The sequence below is a fragment of the uncultured Streptococcus sp. genome, from assembly GCF_963521865.1.
In the GTDB taxonomy this organism is placed as follows: domain Bacteria; phylum Bacillota; class Bacilli; order Lactobacillales; family Streptococcaceae; genus Streptococcus.
The window spans coordinates 1-18,755 of the sequence record NZ_CAUQWY010000033.1; the positions used below are offsets into that span (position 1 = coordinate 1).

Consider the following 18,755-nt stretch of genomic DNA (forward strand, 5'->3'; position numbering starts at 1 on the left):
CGCTCGCAGCATTTGGAAAGACTTTCTTAGCCCACTCAAGTCCAGCAGCGGCTGCCACAGTCCAGCTAACCTTGTTGGATTGCGTTGCGATGCGCATTGGCTTCATAGCAAGTCCCATAGCTTTAGCAGAAGCTGATAACTTGTCAGCATCCACACCGTTCAAGGCACCTGGATCAGATGAACGAACTCCGAGACGGCTAGCCTTGTTCTCCAAGAGATAGTTCATCTCAGCAATCTTGTATTCTGGCACATTGTCCAAACGCTCCATCGGCGCATGGAGGAATTTCTCACGGTTAATGACATCATCTGTCCACTGAACGATAACCTCATGCGCACCCAAGTCATAAGCTTCTTTGACGATTAAGTGAGCCAACTCACGTTGCTCCACATCGATAGAGAGAGCCAAAGCGTGACCAGGTTGCACGTTGATTCCGTTCGCAACCAATAATTTCGCATATTTTTCTAGATTTTCTTTAAAATTTGGTAAAACCATGTTGTTTCTCTTTTCTATTTTTATTTTTCTTTCAAGGCAGAGAATAATCCTGCTAAAGCAATAGCACCTGACAAGAGTGCTGTTGATAGAAGAATTGTCTGATCAGCAAGTTCTAATTGATATTCAAATACCTTCTCAGCCGGCTTATCTTCCGCGAATATTCTTAGTTCCATCCTGAACTCCTTAAAATAGATTAAAACAAATCACTATGACTGCCTGTTCTAAGCAAGTTTAAAAGCAATTCTTCCCTGTCTACTTTATAGACCAAAAGCCAATCTGGCTGGATATGGCATTCACGAATTCCTTGAAAATACTTGGATGCCGTCAATTGATGATCACGATATCTAGCAGGAAGTTCTTTTTCTTGAACAAGAAAATTTAAAACTTCTTCCAGTAATTCTGCTTTCAAATCACGCTTCATAGCCAACTTAAAATCTTTTTTAAACTGTTTATGATAACGAATCTTAAGCACGCAAGTCCTCCATCAAGTCTGAGACTGATTCAAAAGACTGGCTCATATTACGATTTTGGTCTAAATCTGTTAACACTTGGAGCAACTTCCGATTTTCGTCTAGCCTAACATCAAAAGGTAATCCCTGATATTGAATAGCCTGACGAAGGAAAATATTAATAGCCGTTGTCATATCCATTCCCAGATTACTAAACACCTGTTGGGCCTGCTCCTTAACCTCACTATCCAGACGGATGCTCATACTCGTCTTTGACATACTCTCACCCTCTTTCTATAGACTATTTTAACAAAAAAGAAGGCCAATGTAAATCTATTAGATATACATTAGCTTCTTTGGATAGATGATTATAGTTGTTCTGATGTCTTATTTTCTATAAAATGATTTACCCTAGTCAAAATCTCTTTTTCCAGTTCTGTTATTTGTTTCGGACCCCAACCATCATCTTTTTTAGAAGTTATCTTTGCCATCATCTGTAATTTTAAACTCTGACGATGGAATATTCCTTCTCTTTCCCATTGTTCTAATTTAGCCTCTGGATAGGAGTTGCCAAACCTGGAGTTCTGACTATCGGTAATAATACAAAGGTTGCCAAAGGAATGTAAAAACTCAGCAGGTAATTGGCTCTCTCCATCCTGTCCATTTGGATTCTGAGGATACCAATGCTCTATGGAACGACGATATGCAAATTTGAAATGATCAAATTTAATATCCTTGTACTCTTTCTTCAATTCTTCACGATTTTTCCATAAAACATAATCTACAAAGTTAAAAGTATAAACGGGAATTGCCCCATATTTTTTGATACTTTTATCTTCGGTAAACAATCTTTCTTTTGCATATCTCACTGCCATTTTTTCAAGAAAATCCTTAAACTGACTAGCAAATTCTGTTTGATTTAACTCTTCAATATGGTTAAACAAGATTTCATATAACCAACGACTATCTCGATTGGCAGTAAAGGTCACAGCAAACATGGATTGAAGGAGGATAATGTTTTTGTTAATCTCCGAATCCGAAAACGTATTATTAGTAAAACGTTCTTCGACTATGTAATGCTCTTTAGATTTTCCATTTGGTTGATATTCATAATAAGTCCCCTTCTGTAAAAACCATTCATCCTTATTTCTACTTGAAGAATCCATATTCGAGTTTCTAACGATGTAATTATCGAAAATGTGTTTTATTCTAAGAAGAAATTCACTAAATTCAATAACCCAAGTTTTATCTTTATTTTTTATATCAAATAGTGCTAAGAGTTTCTTATCATCTAGTTGAATATCATCAGTTTTCTTACCTTCCGCAATTGCCAATACATGGAGTAAGAATATTGGAAAATCAATGACTGTAGTATAATCTCCAAAATCTTTTTCTACTTCTATAATTTCTTCATTTATCTTTTTTTCTAATATATCTGATAATTTTCTCCTTTTATCTTGATAAAAATCAATATCATCATAAATATTTTTAAATGAGTAATTCGAAAAGTGCCATCCAAAAATACATTCACGTTCTTGAAAGTCATCTGCTCTCTTCCGTCGCATCTTAAAATGACTTGCTGCCGGCTTATCAAACTCTGCACAGGCATCCCAGATTTTCGCAAATTTTTGTGCCATTTCTTGATCTTCACCGAACTTAGCCATCATTTGTGCCTTGAGAATCTCATGAGCCTCTAGTTGTTCGCCTCGAGAGTTGAAACGTTCGAAATAAAGATTCAAATCTAAATCCTCAGGAAGTATACTCCGAAAAATGATGACATTCTCAAAAAGATAATCCACGAAAGACTGAGGATTAAGCTGGCGCTCCTCTAGCACTTTTTTCAATGCATCTTTAGCATATCCGTAACCTCTAGTCAGCTCGTTCTCATCGTCCTCTGAAATTTCTTGCTTGGCAAATAGATCTTTAATATTCTTATTTGATTTCTTCCTAGCTGGGAAGGTAAGATTGACAGCTTTCAATCTATCAAAACCAAACTCATGCTTCAAAGCTAAGGCAATCAAATTAAGGGCTGTTGTTCGTTGTTGCCCATCTATGATTTTGAAAATGTCATTCTCTTTATTAACGACTAATGTTCCAATATAATAATTGTCTCTATTATAATAATTGTCTCTATTTTCTTGAAAAGCATCTGCTACATCATTCAATAACTGCTCAATTTCATCATAAGTCCAAGCAAAATTTCTCTGATAAAGAGGAATGGCATAGGTATCTTCATTTAACAAACGATTAACTGATAAGCTTATATGTGTTTCTACCATTTATCTATTTCCTCTTCTATAATCTTGTCCACAGTATAATTTTCAAATAGCTCTCTATCTATCTTGATCATGAAATCATTCGGAGTGACAGCATGAGATAAAAGTTGAAATAGCTTTTGAACCTCTTTTTGTCTAAACTTTCCACCAGCAGCGTATTTCCCTACCGTTGCATCATATATAGCTTTAGACTTAACTCGTGGGTAATAAGACCAAATAAACAGGGTCTCTACTATCTCCTTTGATAGCTCATCTTTTCCAAATCTATCTGCGAAAAGCGAGCAAATATTTAAGAATATATTGTGGCACTTGAGGTAGCGTCCTTTTGAGCTATTATAAATGTTTAACATACCTTCTGGATAAGCTAGATTTTTTTCTTCCCCTTCAGGAATATCAGAAAATCCTAACTCTTCATTTAAAAAATCTTTATGTTCTTTAATGGTTTCATGAGCAGATTCAATATACTCAAAAAATTTACTTCCATCAATGATTGGCATAGTAATGGACATGGGGAGGTTTTCAATATGACGATACAATTCTAGATATGGAAAATTCTGGTTCAAATCAACGCCTTTAAAATCGTCAATAAAATCCTCTGTAAAACGGAGATAAGAACCATAACGCTTGTTTGTCAATCCTGTCTCTCCTCGCGACCAACGTCTCATACGAAAAAGATGTTTATCAAATAACTCTTTGAGACTTAAATCTTTATCTTCTACAAATTGCTCCCACTTTTCCACAATTCTTTCATCTTCGGAATCTTGCTTGCGAAGATGATAAGCTTTGAGCAAATCATGAGGTTCTAAAGATTTTCCACGATTATTCTGAGAATCAAATAACTGAAAGGCTTCAGATAATCGTTTCTGTGGCATAGTAATCACGGAGACAGAACAATTTTCCAATAAAAAATTGCAAATATCTTTTGCCTGATTTTCGCCAACCAATTGAGTCAAATTTTCCCACTCATTATAATTTTCACTCGCATGATAGCAAGATAGCTCTCCAAATACAGCAGCACTCAGCAGTTGCTTAGCTCCCTTATAATTCTCTAATCTATCTAATAAATGAAGAAACAATGAAATAGAAATTAGCCGTTGCTGTCCATCGACAACATCTAAGTATCCATCATTTTTATGCAAGATAACGGAACCAATCTGATATTCCTTTTTCCCCATAGCATCTCGTAAATCATAAAAAAGATTACGGATATGTTTTCTGTTCCATTTATATGGTCTTTGATAAGAAGGAATCCGCAAATTCCCTTTTTTCAATAGTTCTCCAACCTTTTTAGAAGTAAATTGAATAGTCATTTTATCCTCATCTATATTTATCTATCATTTCTTGAACTGTTTGCTTCATATCCTCTACTAAAATCCGAGGAGATAAAACAGTAACTGCTTCCCCTTGTCCCAGCAACCAGCGTTTAAGACCCGGTGTATGCTGACTTTCAAACTGAAAATGAGTCCAATCGCCATTTTTCCCAACTATTTTTGCATTTGGAAATTGATCCATCACAATAGTCGGATCGTACAAGTACTCAATTTCAATACTGATTTTCTTCCCGATAAAAGCATCTACTCTCTCGTTACGAATGTCACCATCTCTAAATTTATCGCGATAAGAAATAGAGGGTTTCTCTATATCACTAAAAGACCATGACTGGATACGGTCTACTCTTAAAGTAATATAAGTATCATGTTTTAACTGGTAAACAACCAGATAGAAATAATGACTATCATAATAAAGAGAGACTGGCAAAACAGTCTGCCTCTTAGAAGACTCAGAATAAGGTTTTTGATAGACAATATCTAGAACCTGTTCATGTAAAATAGCTTCTGATAAATTCCAAATTTTCTCTATTCTATTTTGTTGATCCGTTAAGGGAGCATAGTTAAGCTTTTCGCTGCCAATGATCTGCTCAATTTCTTTCTGATCAGCACGGGGAACCAAGACCAGTAAATTATTTAGTAAGCTAGCAATTTCTGGTCTGTTCAGTGCTCTATTTTCCAATAAAATCTTGGAAATAACGAGAATATCCTTTTTATTAAAAACTGACTTACTTGCTAAACAATACTTATTCGTCTTACGGTTATAAAGCAAATCTCCACTATAACTGGTGTTACTAGATAAAATATCACGGAGTAGCGAAAAATCTCTCTGTATCGTCTTTTCGCTAACCTCAAATTCCTGAGCCAGTTGCTTTTTTCCTAGTGAAGTACCTAACTGTAAACGTAAAAAGATCGTTAGTAGTCTCTCTTGATCATTCATTTGCAATTTCCTTCTACATATTATTCAAACAATATTATTTCTAGTACATTATTATCACTTCTATAGTTTAACTAGCACTTTATATTCAAAACGATTAAAGCAAAATAAACTAGCCCTTAGGTGATTTCAACTGTACCACTATGCCAGATTCGAAGAACTCAACTACGGATTCATCCATATTTTTTAAGTCTTCGGGTAAGCAGTCTGAATATACAATGAAGAGTCTGCCTCTTTTCTTATTCTCTTTGAATTGATGCGTCCAGTATTCCTGTACCCTTTGATCAGCCTCTCCCAAAAGTTGAACTCCCTCCAGAAAAATCAAGTCATACTCTGTATGCTCCATTTGCAGTTTTATCCATTGACTATGTTTAGAAAAAATCAAATTATCTCTCACTCGATAATATCCAAGTGATGCTATTGGAGTAGCAGGTTTTATTTTAGTTAACGTATAAAACAAATGCCATCTGCCAGTCTCTGAAATACCGCAAATGTAAATACATTGAGAATCTTCTTTTAAGTCTATTTGTGGGAATCCAGTCCAATCACTCCCATCATCTTTCAAGCCTTTTTCAAAATTGTAAATTTGCTCTTCAATTGACACGTTAGAATTTAAAATTCCTTGATCCACCATATTATACTCTCTTTTCTATTATTTTTAAGAGAATTATAACAAATCAAGTGGACATATTTTGTCCACTTGTTCAAAATAAGCAATTTTTTAAAACAACTCATCAAACAAACTCAACTGGTTATCCTCGGGCATATTGCCGAGAATTCCCATTTCATCCATCTTTTCAACCAAGGTTGATGAAAGCCCTCCACGCTTGCGCAATTCTGTTTTAGAGAGGAATTCTCCCTCTTCACGCGCTCGCACCAACTGCTTAGCAACGTTCTCTCCCAGACCATCCATAGCGACAAATGGTGGAATCAGTGTATCTCCGTCAATGATGAATTCAGTCGCATCACTACGGTAGAGATCGAGTTTTCCAAACTTGAAACCACGCTCCCACATCTCATTGACAATCTCAAGAGTTGTATAAAGATCAATTTCTACATTAGAGGCTTCATTGTTCTTCCGTTTTTCAGAGATTTCTTCCATTCTGCGCTTGATAGCCTCCAAGCCTGCTCCCATGGTCTTGATATCAAAAGCCTTAGCACGGATTGAGAAGTAAGCACAGTAATAATAAATAGGATGGTGAACCTTGAAGTAAGCTACACGCAAGGCCATCATAACGTAGGCTGCCGCATGGGCTTTAGGGAACATGTACTTAATTTTCCCACAGGACTCGATATACCACTCTGGCACCTTATTAGCCTTCATAGCTTCGATATAGCCATTTCGCTCCTCCTCGGAAATCTTGAGCCACAAGCCCTTACGTACACGCTCCATGATGGTAAAGGCCATCTTAGGTTCGAGACCAGCATGCATGAGGTAAACCATGATGTCGTCCCGACAACCAATAACGGTTGATAGATCAGCAATCCCTTGCTTAATCAAATCTTGGGCATTACCCAGCCAAACGTCGGTACCGTGGGACAGCCCTGACAACTGAAGCAATTCTGCAAAAGTCGTCGGATGGGTTTCATCGACCATGCCTCGGACAAAGTTGGTTCCAAACTCTGGAATCCCCAACATACCCGTAGGCGTTCCAATTTGTTCAGGTGTTACCCCTAGCACATCTGTCCCAGAAAATAGGGACATCACGCCTTCGTCATCCATAGGGATTTCATTAGGGTCAATCCCAGATAAATCTTGAAGTTTCCGAATCATGGTCGGATCATCATGTCCCAGTACATCGAGTTTGAGGACGTTCTCATCGATATCGTGGAAGTTAAAGTGAGTGGTCTGCCATTCAGCCGTGACATCATCTGCTGGATACTGGACAGGCGTAAAATCATAGACATCCATGTAGTTAGGAATAACAACGATTCCCCCCGGGTGTTGTCCTGTTGTCCGCTTGACACCGGCAGCGCCTTGAGCAAGGCGTTCCACCTCTGCATCACGATAAAACTTCCCATAGTCTCTCTCGTAGCCCTTGACAAATCCATAGGCAGTCTTGGCAGCCACCGTACCAACCGTTCCTGCACGGAAGGCGTATTCCTCGCCAAAGATATCACGTACATCCAAATGGGCGCTAGGTTGATCTTCTCCCGAGAAGTTCAAGTCAATATCAGGAACCTTGTCTCCATCAAAACCAAGGAAGGTTTCAAACGGAATATCCTGTCCGTTTTTACTGAGTTTGTGACCACAGTTTGGACAATCCTTATTGGGCATATCAAATCCTGAACCGTAAGAACCATCGGTGATAAACTCACTGTACTGACACTGACCACAGACATAGTGAGGAGAGAGAGGATTGACCTCTGTAATCCCAATCATGGTTGCAACAAAACTGGACCCAACAGACCCACGAGAACCCACCAAGTAACCCCGTTCATTGGAACGTTGCACCAGCATCTGCGATGCCAGATAAATCACGGCAAATCCATTTCCCAGAATAGAGGTTAGTTCTTTTTCAATCCGCAAATCGACAATATCTGGCAACGGATTTCCATAAATCTCAAAAGCTTTCTTATAGGTCAGCTCAGCGACTGTTTCTTCAGCCTTGTCGATGAAAGGCGTGTACAAGTCACCCTTAACAACCTCAACGGGTTCAAAGATTTCTGCCAAGGCATTGGTGTTTTCAATAACCAGTTTACGAGCCAGTTCCTCTCCCAAGAAGGCAAATTCATCCAACATCTCATTAGTCGTTCTAAAATGAGCCTTTGGAAGTGGTGCTGGTTGGGCATGTTCCCCATGACCGATAGTTCGGTTAATCATAGCCCCCTGTCCCAAACTACGGACGATAATTTCACGGTAAATCTCTTCTTCCGGTTCGATATAGTGAACATTACCCGTAGCTAGAACAGGCTTATCTAGACGGTCTCCCACTTCTATCAAACTTTTGATAATGGTCTGGAGTTCCTCCATATCTTTGACCTGCTCCTTAGCAATCAAGGGAGCATAGATGGCAGGTGGCATAACCTCGATAAAGTCATAATACTTGGCCACCTCAACCGCCGCATTCACACCTTGGGAAACGACTGCATCAAAAACTTCACCTTCAGAACAAGCTGAACCTAAAATCAAACCTTCTCGATGGGCATCTAAAACCGTTCTTGGAATCCGTGGCACCCCTTCAAAGTACTTGGTATTGGATAAAGAAACCAGCTTAAAGATATTTTTTAGACCTACCTGATTCTTGACATAGATGGTCGCATGCTTGATCCGAGCTTTTTTATAAGAATCTGGACTAATCAAATCAATGTTAAGTCTAGCTAGATCGGTCACACCATGTTTTTCTGCTACTTCTTTGATAAAAATAAAGAGCAGACGACCAGTAGCTTCCGCATCGTAGTTGGCCATGTGGTGATGTTCTAAGGCCACACCAAAACGCTTGGTCAAAGGTCCCAAACCATGACGTTTGTACTCAGGATAGAGGTTTCTAGCAAACTCCAGCGTATCAATCACTGGTTGACTAATCTTAGGCAAACCATGACGCTCATAGTTGGCATTCATAAAGCCAACGTCAAAGGTCGCATTGTGGGCAACTAGTACCGTATCTTTACAAAATTCTTGGAATTCTTGCAAAACTTGTTCCAGTGGCTTGGCATTTTTGACATGGTCATCTGTAATTCCAGTTAACTCAGTAGTAAAAGCTGACAAGGGATGCCCAGGGTTGATAAATTCATCAAATTCAGCAATGACATTCCCCTTGTACATCTTAGAAGCCGCAACCTGAATCAAGTCATTGTAGATGGCTGATAGACCCGTCGTTTCCACGTCAAAGACCACGTAAGTCGCTTCCGACAAGTCCTTCTCCACTTCGTTATAAACGATAGGAACACGGTCTTCCACGATATTGGCTTCCATACCATAGATTAGCTGAATTCCCGCTTTTTTGGCCGCCTTATAGCCATGTGGAAAGGACTGGACATTCCCATGGTCTGTGATGGCAACCGCCTTGTGTCCCCACTTAGCAGCTGTCGCAACGATTTCTTCAACCTCTGGTAGAGCATCCATGGTCGACATGTTAGTATGAGCATGAAACTCAACCCGGCGCTCACCTTCTGGCATCAAATCCTTCCGCTCATAGTGAACAACTTCCTGCACATCCTGCACATTCATAGTCAAATCGCGTGTGAAGTTATTCATCTCCACATTTCCACGCACTCGGAGCCAAGAATTCTTTTTGATGAGGTCAAATTTCTGAGCCTCTTCCTCATTTTTAACCCACTTTTGCATAGAAAAACTTGAAGTGTAGTCTGTCATTTTAAAGTTGATCAAAACACGCCCTGTTCTGGTCACTTTTTGCTCCACATCAAACACAACCCCTTCAAAGACCAGACGATTTTCCTCCGTCGTCACTTCGATCATAGGAGTAATTTCTGCCTTATCCAGCTTTGGTTTAGCTACAGCTTTTTTCGCTTGAAAATCAAAGGCTGGTTTCTCTTCCGCTGGAGGAGGTGCCATCTGTTCCAGTTGTTCCATAGCACGGAGCGCTTCCTCATTAGCAGCTTGAACAATCTGCTCATTTTCAGCATGGAAGGCCTCTTCCTGCTCTTGGGTCAGCACATCATTTTTCTCTACTTGACAATTAAAAGTTGGAAAACCAAATTTTTCGAGCTGTTTAGATAGGTTAGGGAGATGATTTTTCTTAAAATGCTCCTTATCAATAGCTTCAGCTCCCTCTATAAAGAGATGATTCCCATCTGCTCGCACTTGCAAATTTTGATAAAGGGACTTAAAACCTTGACTAGCACATGGGCCTTCAGAGAAAGCCTCTCTATAATAGGATTGCAAGAGTTGATTTGAAAATTCTTGAGACAGAGTCTTGATTTCGAAAACAGCTTTATTGCCTGTCTTAGAAAATTCCTCACTCAGCCCTTTCTTTAATTCTAAAAAGATTTCAATCGGTAAAATATTAGAAAATACGAAATGAAACTCCCATACCTTACTAATTTTATGAACCACAACTCGCTCAATATCAGCCTGTGATAAAGCAGGAGCCTGTCTCATTTCAGCAGGCATCCCCAATTGATTCATCAAAATTTCAAAACTATTTGACATTCATTTTCCTCACATTATTCTCCTACTATTTTACCATATTTAGAGGTATTTTCTAAAGACAAAAGGAAGCCACTAAGTGACTTCCTTCTAGAGTGAGGACTGATTAGTCTTCACCTTTGTTTTTCTTAATGATTTCTTCTTGTACTGACTTAGGTACATCTTCGTAGTGGTCAAATACCATCATGAATGTACCACGTCCTTGAGATGCAGAACGAAGAACTGTTGCGTAACCGAACATTTCAGCAAGTGGAACGTAAGCACGAACGATTTGGCTGTTACCGTGTGCTTCCATACCATCTACACGTCCACGACGAGCAGTTACGTGACCCATAACATCACCAAGGTTTTCTTCTGGAACAGTGATTGTTACAAGCATCATTGGCTCAAGGATAGCTGGTTGTGCTGATTTAGCAGCTTCTTTAAGGGCAAGTGAAGCCGCGATCTTGAAGGCAGTTTCAGATGAGTCGACATCGTGGTATGAACCATCGTAAAGCTTAGCTTTAACGTCAACCATTGGGTAACCTGCAAGAACACCGTTAGCCATAGATTCTACCAAACCTTTTTCAACCGCTGGGATAAATTCACGAGGAACCACACCACCAACGATTGCGTTTTCGAATTCAAATCCTTTTCCTTCTTCGTTTGGAGTAAATTCAATCCATACATCACCGAATTGACCTTTACCACCAGACTGACGTTTGAAGAATCCACGTGCTTGAGTAGAAGCACGGAATGTTTCACGGTAAGATACTTGAGGAGCACCTACGTTCGCTTCCACTTTGAACTCACGACGCATACGGTCAACAAGGACGTCAAGGTGAAGCTCACCCATACCAGAGATAACTGTTTCACCAGTTTCAACGTTTGTCTCAACACGGAATGTTGGATCTTCTTCAGCCAATTTTTGAAGGGCAATACCCATCTTGTCTTGGTCAGCTTTAGATTTTGGCTCAACCATCAATTGGATAACTGGTTCTGGAACGTTGATTGACTCAAGGATGATTTTAGCTTTTTCATCTGTCAATGAGTCACCAGTTGTAGTATCTTTCAAACCAACGGCAGCAGCGATATCACCTGAGTAAACAGTGTCAATTTCTTGACGGCTGTTAGCGTGCATTTGAAGGATACGTCCGATACGTTCACGTTTACCTTTAGAAGTGTTCAATACGTATGAACCTGATTGAAGAACACCTGAGTAAACACGGAAGAATGTCAAACGACCTACGAATGGGTCAGTCATGATCTTGAAGGCAAGAGCTGCAAATGGCTCTTCGTCAGATGCTGGACGAGTTTCTTCAGCGTCTGTATCTGGGTTAATACCTTTGATAGCTGGGATATCAAGTGGGCTTGGAAGGTAGTCAATAACTGCATCAAGCATCAATTGAACACCTTTGTTCTTGAAGGCAGAACCACACAATACTGGGAAGAATTCAACGTTGATAGTCGCTTTACGGATACCAGCTTTCAATTCTTCATTAGTGATTTCTTCACCTTCGAGGTATTTCATCATCAATTCTTCGTCAGTTTCAGCAACTGCTTCAACCAATTTTTCACGGTATTCTTGAGCTTGGTCAAGGTATTCAGCTGGAATATCTTCTTCAAGGATATCTGTACCAAGGTCGTTCGTATAGATTTCAGCTTTCATCTTGATCAAGTCGATGATACCACGGAAGTCATCTTCAGAACCGATTGGCAATTGGATTGGGTGGGCGTTTGCTTGAAGACGATCGTGAAGTGTGCTTACAGAGTAAAGGAAGTCAGCACCGATTTTGTCCATTTTGTTGGCAAATACGATACGTGGAACTCCATACTCAGTTGCTTGACGCCAAACTGTTTCAGTTTGAGGCTCAACACCTGATTGTGAGTCAAGAACGGTAACCGCACCATCCAATACACGAAGAGAACGCTGTACTTCGATCGTGAAGTCCACGTGTCCTGGTGTGTCGATAATGTTTACGCGGTGGTTGTTCCATTGAGCTGTTGTCGCAGCAGATGTGATAGTGATACCACGCTCTTGCTCTTGCTCCATCCAGTCCATTTGTGACGCACCTTCGTGAGTTTCACCGATTTTGTGGATTTTACCAGTGTAGTAAAGAATACGCTCAGTAGTTGTTGTTTTACCAGCATCGACGTGAGCCATGATACCGATATTACGAGTTTTTTCAAGTGAAAATTCGCGTGCCATGAGGTTTGTTTCTCCTATTTATTTTTGATTTCTATTCTATTATAACATGATTTAATAAAAACGGATAGGCAGGACCTACCCGTTCTCAATGTTTTCATGCTATTGTTGATTTCAACTTGTAGATTTACAAATTGAATCGAACTCGGGCTAAAAGCCCAAGTTAGTTGAGTTGAGCTGAAACGGGATGCTGTGTGAAAAAGATAAACTTCCTTGTATTCATCGAATACTGCGTCAGTTTCCTATTTCTACTTTGCTCTTTTAGCGCTCTTGGTATCCTAATTGAACCCGAGCTAAAAGCTCGGAAAATAGATAAGCTCTCCTAGAATCTTCGATTCTTCGTCAAGCTTCCTAATTTTCAGTCGCTTTTTTAACACCCTTAGTATCTTAATCTTACCAACGGAAGTGTGCGAATGCACGGTTAGCTTCAGCCATACGGTGAGTGTCTTCACGTTTCTTAACAGCTGCACCAGTGTTGTTAGCAGCATCCAAGATTTCTTTTGCAAGACGGTCTTGCATTGTGTGTTCACCACGAAGACGAGCGATTGTTACCAACCAACGAAGTCCAAGTGTTGTACGACGTTCTGGACGAACTTCAACTGGGACTTGGTAGTTAGAACCACCAACACGACGTGCACGTACTTCAAGTACAGGCATGATGTTTTCCATAGCTGTTTCAAATACTTCAAGTGCATCGTTTCCAGTAGCTTCTTTGATTTGCTCAAAGGCACCGTAAACGATTGAAGCAGCTGTACCACGTTTACCATCAAGCATAACGCGGTTGATAAGACGAGTAACTAGTTGTGAATTGTAAAGCGGATCTGGCAATACGTCACGTTTTGGAGCTCTATTTTTACGACTCATTTCTCTTTATCCCCTTTCCTTATGCTTTTGGACGTTTAGTACCGTATTTAGAACGGCCTTGTTTACGATCGTTAACACCTGCAGTATCAAGTGCACCACGGACGATATGGTAACGTACCCCTGGAAGGTCTTTTACACGTCCACCACGAAGAAGAACCACGCTGTGTTCTTGCAAGTTGTGTCCGATACCTGGGATGTAGGCAGTAACTTCGATAAGGTTGCTCAAACGTACACGAGCGAATTTACGAAGGGCAGAGTTAGGTTTTTTAGGTGTCATTGTTCCAACACGAGTTGCAACACCACGTTTTTGTGGTGAAGAAACGTTTGTTTGAACTTTTTTATGACTGTTGTAACCAACGTTCAAAGCTGGTGATTTAGATTTTTCTACTTTTGATTTACGCGGTTTGCGAACCAATTGGTTAATTGTAGGCATCTACATTCTCCTGTGTTTTTTTATTTTTGGTGATGATACACTTGGTGACAGCTATCATCTGTGTGTACTTTTGCAACATTTGTCAGCACGTCCCTGTACACTCTTGAGAGACCAAAAGTAAAAAGTACCGTCTATTATTGTAACAAAATTTTCCATTGGTTGTCAAGATATTTTTCTTTTTTATTATTAATTTGATTTTTATCAGACTAACTTCCACTTCTACTAGCGGTGGAACTTAGTTTGCGAATTTAGCAATGAAAATCAAAGAGCAAACTAGGAAGCTAGCCGTAGGCTGCTCAAAACACTGTTTTAAGATTACAGATAGAGCTGACGTAGTTTAAAGAGATTTTCGAAGAGGATTAGACGAAACAAAAAGGAGGAATCCCCCCTCTCCTAAAGTTACTATTGTTCCATTCAATCCCATCAATTTTAGCACATAATGTTCAAAAAATATTATATCATCACAACCAACCAGATTCTTTCGCGATATTAGCTGCCTCTGTTCGATTACCTGCATCTAATTTAGAAAGAATATTGGTAACATAGTTTCGGACTGTTCCGTTGGATAGATAGAGTTTGTCTGCAATTTCTTGGTTAGAGAAACCTTGAGCAATTCCCTTTAAAACTGCGATTTCTTGCTCCGTTAATGGATTGGGATGCGTCATCACCACTTCCATCAATTCAGGCGAATACTCCTTGCGCCCTTCGAGGACGGTGTGCAAGGTTTGCATGAGCTCAGCAATGTTTCTTTCTTTTAATACATAAGCATCTACTCCAGCCTTGACCGCACGTTCAAAATACCCAGGACGCTTGAAGGTCGTCACCACAACCACCTTTGTTTCTAGATTTTCTGTTCGTATCCACTCCAAGATTTCAAGACCTGTCTTAACAGGCATTTCTACGTCAAGGATGGCGATATCTACAGACTCCTTTTCTAATAGTTGGATTGCTTCTTGCCCATTCTTGGCTTGAAAGACAGACTCTACACCTGGTTGAAGCGTGAGCAACTGGCACATGGCATCTCGCAACATACTTTGATCTTCTGCAACAAGTAGTTTCATCTTAGTTTCTCTCCTTATAAGGTAGTCGAACCTGAACTTCTGTCGGTTGTTTCCAACTAATTACCTCTACTTCTCCCGAAAATGGAAGAACACGATCTCGAACTGTATGGAGGTCATCCCCCTTTATAGAAGCAAAGCCACAGCCATCATCTCTCACTGTTAGAATGAGTTCTTTCTCTGTCCGTTCTAATTTTAAGTAGACTTTAGACGCCTTAGCATGTTTGATGATATTGGTCACTAATTCAAGTAAAATCATGGAAGCCGTTGACTCCAATTCCTGAGTTAAGCTAGCTGTATCTAGTTGATTAGCTATTTCCACCTCAATTCCAGCAATTTCTAACATCTTTTTCACAGTCTCTAGTTCGGATGTCAAAGTTCTAGACTTAAGATTTTCCACAATGGTTCGCACTTCACACATTGATTCTTTGCTAATTTGCTGTATTTCTTTTAATTCCTTTTCCACCTGTGGATAAGCCTCCATCTGAAACAACTGCAAGGCTAAATCTGTCTTGACACTCAGCATAGCAAAGGTGTGTCCCAGACTATCATGCAAATCCTGACCGATACGACTACGTTCATTTTCAGCAAGCAATAGATTTATCTTGGCATTTTGCTTAGACTGCGCTTCTTTCAAATCCTCCACAATCCGAATCCGAACCAAGCCAAAAGTCATTAAATCGATAAAAGTGAGAATTCCAAGTAGATAGACTAGAAACTCAACTTCAACTTCCTGAAAAATCAACAGTTGCCCCACAACAAGGACTTGAGCAAGAAGAAAAGTCCAGACATGTAAAGACTTTAAACCACCTACGCTGAAATGATAACTTAAGAGATTGGATAGAAAAAAGAAAAACCAGATATAATTAACAGCAACAAAGGCAGTGTTCCCAGCTACATAGACCAGCATGATGCCCCAGAAAAGCCAAGATAGGCGCTGATTCTTAGTTGTTAAAACACCCAAATACGCCACTACAAATAGAATATCAATCAATAAATGCCAGGCAGAAAGCCACCCAGTCACTACAGGTAAGATGGGGAAAATCATAAAAATTAAACTGGCCCAAAACATATAGTGTATGCTTTTCAGTCTTTCAAGCATTAAGCATTCTCCTTATGACCTTGAAGGTAAATGGTCAAACCAAACAAAACTGCTGAAAAAACAAGTAGATAAACTGTGGCTGATAGATTGATGCCACCCTCGTTTAAGAAGGTCTTGAGCAACTCCATCAACTGATAAGTTGGTAGGCGCTTCCCGATTGCTTGCATCCAGTCTGGAAATAAAGAGATGGGCATCCAGAGTCCACCTAAAACAGCCAAGCCTAGATAGAGAAGATTGCCCACGACAGACATCAGCTGACTAGAAGGCAAGAGTGTCAAGGTCAAGCCAAGCGCTACAAAAGCTACACTTCCTACTATCAGCAAGAACGCAGCCCCAATCCAGTTTCCAAGAGACATATCCACACCTCTTACAAAATGCCCAACTGAGAAAACAACCAGAATTGAGACCAAATAATCAACCATCATACTTGTTATCTTTGATAGATAATATTCTACCATATTTACAGGGCTATGACGTATTATTTTCTGCCAATTGTTGATCTTGTCGGTATGTAAAACAACTGGGAATGAAAAGATAGCTGTTGACATCATGGAAAAGGCTGTCATGGAGATGAGGTAGTCGCGCATAAAGTTAGCCGGTCCACCTGGTGTTTCCTGGTACATGCCTGAAAAGAATAAATAGAAGGCTGTCGGTATCCCTACTGATAATAAATAATAGACTAGTTGCCGTTTGGTCAATAGAAATTCTATTTTATTTAATGCGATCCATCGTTTCATCTTAGTCATCTCCCTTCTGTGTTTCTTCAAAGATTGTATCTAGCAAACTACGGTTATTAACTTCGATTTCTTGTATGCTACATCCTGCTTGAACTAACAGTTGCCAAAAAGCATTTGCCTCTCGTGTGACTACTTGCAGAGCATCTTGTTTTTGTACCCAGTTTTCAACCAAGTTAGACTGCTCAACAATTTCCTTGTATGCCAGAGGAAGGATAAAATGCTTTTCAATCTCCTCACTACGCATAGCTAGAGGCGTCGTATCACGAATCAACTCTCCCTTATTCAAGACCAAGATTCGGTCCGCTGTATGCTCTACCTCTTCGATGTAATGGGACGAATAGAGAATGGTAACTCCCTGCGCTTTTAGATCCTGAACAATTTCCCAAAAACGTTGGCGGGTTGAGGTATCCATGGCCGCAGTTGGCTCATCTAAAAAGACAAGTTTTGGTCGGCCAATCAAGGTCAAGACAAAAGAGAAAAGACGCTTTTGCCCACCTGACAATTTTTCTGCCAATTGCTCTTTCTGTTGCTTGTCAAACTGCAACAGTTGATCGATTTCCTGGTTGCTCAAGGGATTTGGATAAATGCTTTGAAAGAAAGCAACCAACTCTTTGACCTTTAATTTCTGAACGATGACATTTTCTTGAGGCAGATAACCTCTAATATAGTCTAACTGAGAACTCGTCACTGACAAGCCTTGGATGGATACTTGACCGCTTGTGACCAGTTTATCTCCAAGCAGACAGTCCAAGAGTGTGGTCTTCCCAGCACCATTTGGCCCAATCAAGGCGACGCATTCACCTTCAGCTACCTCAAAGGAAATATCCTTCAAAATAGCCTTTCCCTTGATGTTTTTATTTAGGCTTTCTACCTTAATCATGTTCATGATATTCTCCTTTCAGCCACTCCTTTCCCATAGGAAAGGCGATAAAAATCATAAATCCTAGTCCCCAGGCACCACGGATGAATTGGTGAAGGAAGGCTTGATCAAACCAACCTGTAAACATTTCTACCAACCATACCACTAGTGATAGTCCAATAAAAATATAGAGAAACGCTTTTTTCATTTTTCAAACTCCTTTTTCACATCTGAGACTAATTTTAAACCTTCTCGGATAAGCCAGGACATCATTCCAAATCCTGCAAATAGCTCCCAAGGAAAATGATAGAAATCTTCATCCAATCCTGAGAACATGAGATAAGTCATGACTCCTGCTGCTACTAAACTCATTGCGACAATCATTTTATTTTTCATCTCTTCTTCCTCCGTTTCATACTTCAATTATAGACTTTTGAAGTTGGCGGAGCTAGATGCTTCTGTCACTAGAAAATATGACAAATGTCATAAAAATTCTGTACAAAACAAGCAAGATACACTATATAATAAAACACAAGTAGAAAAAATCTAAGGCAGCTTTCAAAAGAGATATCAAACCCAATTCACACTATATTGAAAAATAATACTTATTTAAAATCAAAAGAGCGGAAATTTTTATCGCACAAACACATATATTATAAGCAGAGCGAAAAACTCTTCAATTACTTTCTTAAAAGTTTGTAAGAATTATACAATCTGTTAAATTTTAATTTATGTACCTAAACTACAGTATTCATTGAACAAATTAGGAAACAAAAAAGTATACGCTGCTAAAATGAATTACTGAAATTCAAAAAAGAGAGAAGCAAACTGATTCTCTCTTAATGTATATAATATCTAGTTAAAAAAAGAGGCTCTATAATATTTGTAGTGGGTAAATCCCCTATAGATATTATGGAGCCTATT

The 18,755-nt window shown here is 39.5% G+C and carries 18 protein-coding genes; all 18 read right to left on the minus strand.

Features of this window, described 5'->3' with window-relative positions; all coding sequences use genetic code 11:
- Window positions 1-493, minus strand: a 493-nt coding sequence (locus RWO85_RS08115; protein WP_314415221.1) for an aminopeptidase, incomplete at its 3' end; no start/stop codon positions are given.
- A 20-nt stretch (window positions 494-513) separates the two neighbouring features.
- On the minus strand, window positions 514-666 hold the full coding sequence (locus tag RWO85_RS08120) for a hypothetical protein (protein WP_311517170.1): 153 nt from the start codon (window positions 664-666) through the stop codon (window positions 514-516).
- A gap of 20 nt (window positions 667-686) precedes the next feature.
- On the minus strand, window positions 687-965 hold the full coding sequence (locus RWO85_RS08125; protein ID WP_314415223.1) for a type II toxin-antitoxin system YafQ family toxin: 279 nt from the start codon (window positions 963-965) through the stop codon (window positions 687-689).
- A complete protein-coding gene (locus tag RWO85_RS08130) occupies window positions 958-1,221 on the minus strand; it encodes a type II toxin-antitoxin system RelB/DinJ family antitoxin (protein ID WP_049551202.1) in 264 nt (87 codons plus the stop codon). Before RWO85_RS08130 ends, RWO85_RS08125 begins: the two co-directional genes overlap by 8 nt.
- An 89-nt stretch (window positions 1,222-1,310) precedes the next feature.
- The gene (locus RWO85_RS08135) at window positions 1,311-3,221 is read right to left on the minus strand and encodes a DUF262 domain-containing HNH endonuclease family protein (protein WP_314415225.1); all 1,911 of its coding nucleotides are present in this window, start codon (window positions 3,219-3,221) and stop codon (window positions 1,311-1,313) included.
- The gene (locus tag RWO85_RS08140) at window positions 3,215-4,528 is read right to left on the minus strand and encodes a DUF262 domain-containing protein (protein WP_314415227.1); all 1,314 of its coding nucleotides are present in this window, start codon (window positions 4,526-4,528) and stop codon (window positions 3,215-3,217) included. Before RWO85_RS08140 ends, RWO85_RS08135 begins: the two co-directional genes overlap by 7 nt.
- Before the next feature lie 7 nt (window positions 4,529-4,535).
- Window positions 4,536-5,486, minus strand: a complete 951-nt coding sequence (locus RWO85_RS08145) for a WYL domain-containing protein (protein WP_314415228.1) — start codon at window positions 5,484-5,486, stop codon at window positions 4,536-4,538.
- Window positions 5,487-5,595: 109 nt separating this feature from the next.
- The gene (locus RWO85_RS08150) at window positions 5,596-6,117 is read right to left on the minus strand and encodes a DnaA ATPase domain-containing protein (RefSeq protein ID WP_314415229.1); all 522 of its coding nucleotides are present in this window, start codon (window positions 6,115-6,117) and stop codon (window positions 5,596-5,598) included.
- 87 nt (window positions 6,118-6,204) lie between these two features.
- Complete coding sequence (locus tag RWO85_RS08155; RefSeq protein ID WP_314415230.1) at window positions 6,205-10,596, minus strand: PolC-type DNA polymerase III; 4,392 nt, start codon at window positions 10,594-10,596, stop codon at window positions 6,205-6,207.
- A 103-nt stretch (window positions 10,597-10,699) separates the two neighbouring features.
- Window positions 10,700-12,781 (minus strand): elongation factor G, encoded by a 2,082-nt coding sequence (gene fusA, locus RWO85_RS08160; RefSeq protein ID WP_000090354.1) that lies wholly within the window; start codon window positions 12,779-12,781, stop codon window positions 10,700-10,702.
- Window positions 12,782-13,171: 390 nt separating this feature from the next.
- Window positions 13,172-13,642 (minus strand): 30S ribosomal protein S7, encoded by a 471-nt coding sequence (rpsG, locus tag RWO85_RS08165; RefSeq protein WP_000087873.1) that lies wholly within the window; start codon window positions 13,640-13,642, stop codon window positions 13,172-13,174.
- Window positions 13,643-13,661: 19 nt separating this feature from the next.
- A complete protein-coding gene (rpsL, locus tag RWO85_RS08170) occupies window positions 13,662-14,075 on the minus strand; it encodes a 30S ribosomal protein S12 (protein ID WP_001142332.1) in 414 nt (137 codons plus the stop codon).
- Between the two features lie 461 nt (window positions 14,076-14,536).
- Window positions 14,537-15,136, minus strand: coding sequence for a response regulator transcription factor (locus RWO85_RS08175; RefSeq protein WP_314415232.1), 600 nt, complete (start codon window positions 15,134-15,136; stop codon window positions 14,537-14,539).
- Window position 15,137: 1 nt separating this feature from the next.
- On the minus strand, window positions 15,138-16,235 hold the full coding sequence (locus tag RWO85_RS08180) for a sensor histidine kinase (RefSeq protein WP_314415234.1): 1,098 nt from the start codon (window positions 16,233-16,235) through the stop codon (window positions 15,138-15,140).
- Window positions 16,235-16,972 carry an ABC transporter permease gene (locus RWO85_RS08185; RefSeq protein WP_314415236.1) on the minus strand — a complete coding sequence of 246 codons (738 nt, stop codon included), beginning with the start codon at window positions 16,970-16,972 and terminating at the stop codon, window positions 16,235-16,237. Before RWO85_RS08185 ends, RWO85_RS08180 begins: the two co-directional genes overlap by 1 nt.
- 1 nt (window position 16,973) lies before the next feature.
- Window positions 16,974-17,858, minus strand: coding sequence for an ABC transporter ATP-binding protein (locus RWO85_RS08190; RefSeq protein WP_314415238.1), 885 nt, complete (start codon window positions 17,856-17,858; stop codon window positions 16,974-16,976).
- A complete protein-coding gene (locus tag RWO85_RS08195) occupies window positions 17,845-18,039 on the minus strand; it encodes a hypothetical protein (RefSeq protein ID WP_314415240.1) in 195 nt (64 codons plus the stop codon). Before RWO85_RS08195 ends, RWO85_RS08190 begins: the two co-directional genes overlap by 14 nt.
- Complete coding sequence (locus tag RWO85_RS08200; protein ID WP_000791802.1) at window positions 18,036-18,227, minus strand: hypothetical protein; 192 nt, start codon at window positions 18,225-18,227, stop codon at window positions 18,036-18,038. The genes RWO85_RS08195 and RWO85_RS08200 overlap by 4 nt, the downstream gene beginning before the upstream one ends.
- Window positions 18,228-18,755 lie beyond the last annotated feature (528 nt).

What these genes read in the sequence shown, in the direction of transcription:
- RWO85_RS08120 (WP_311517170.1), bottom strand. Translation starts at nt 666, where the DNA reads ATGGAACTAAGAATATTCGCGGAAGATAAGCCGGCTGAGAAGGTATTT.
- RWO85_RS08130 (WP_049551202.1), bottom strand. Translation starts at nt 1,221, where the DNA reads ATGTCAAAGACGAGTATGAGCATCCGTCTGGATAGTGAGGTTAAGGAG.
- RWO85_RS08135 (WP_314415225.1), bottom strand. Translation starts at nt 3,221, where the DNA reads ATGGTAGAAACACATATAAGCTTATCAGTTAATCGTTTGTTAAATGAA.
- RWO85_RS08140 (WP_314415227.1), bottom strand. Translation starts at nt 4,528, where the DNA reads ATGACTATTCAATTTACTTCTAAAAAGGTTGGAGAACTATTGAAAAAA.
- RWO85_RS08145 (WP_314415228.1), bottom strand. Translation starts at nt 5,486, where the DNA reads ATGAATGATCAAGAGAGACTACTAACGATCTTTTTACGTTTACAGTTA.
- RWO85_RS08150 (WP_314415229.1), bottom strand. Translation starts at nt 6,117, where the DNA reads ATGGTGGATCAAGGAATTTTAAATTCTAACGTGTCAATTGAAGAGCAA.
- RWO85_RS08155 (WP_314415230.1), bottom strand. Translation starts at nt 10,596, where the DNA reads ATGTCAAATAGTTTTGAAATTTTGATGAATCAATTGGGGATGCCTGCT.
- fusA (WP_000090354.1), bottom strand. Translation starts at nt 12,781, where the DNA reads ATGGCACGCGAATTTTCACTTGAAAAAACTCGTAATATCGGTATCATG.
- rpsG (WP_000087873.1), bottom strand. Translation starts at nt 13,642, where the DNA reads ATGAGTCGTAAAAATAGAGCTCCAAAACGTGACGTATTGCCAGATCCG.
- rpsL (WP_001142332.1), bottom strand. Translation starts at nt 14,075, where the DNA reads ATGCCTACAATTAACCAATTGGTTCGCAAACCGCGTAAATCAAAAGTA.
- RWO85_RS08175 (WP_314415232.1), bottom strand. Translation starts at nt 15,136, where the DNA reads ATGAAACTACTTGTTGCAGAAGATCAAAGTATGTTGCGAGATGCCATG.
- RWO85_RS08180 (WP_314415234.1), bottom strand. Translation starts at nt 16,235, where the DNA reads ATGCTTGAAAGACTGAAAAGCATACACTATATGTTTTGGGCCAGTTTA.
- RWO85_RS08185 (WP_314415236.1), bottom strand. Translation starts at nt 16,972, where the DNA reads ATGAAACGATGGATCGCATTAAATAAAATAGAATTTCTATTGACCAAA.
- RWO85_RS08190 (WP_314415238.1), bottom strand. Translation starts at nt 17,858, where the DNA reads ATGAACATGATTAAGGTAGAAAGCCTAAATAAAAACATCAAGGGAAAG.
- RWO85_RS08195 (WP_314415240.1), bottom strand. Translation starts at nt 18,039, where the DNA reads ATGAAAAAAGCGTTTCTCTATATTTTTATTGGACTATCACTAGTGGTA.
- RWO85_RS08200 (WP_000791802.1), bottom strand. Translation starts at nt 18,227, where the DNA reads ATGAAAAATAAAATGATTGTCGCAATGAGTTTAGTAGCAGCAGGAGTC.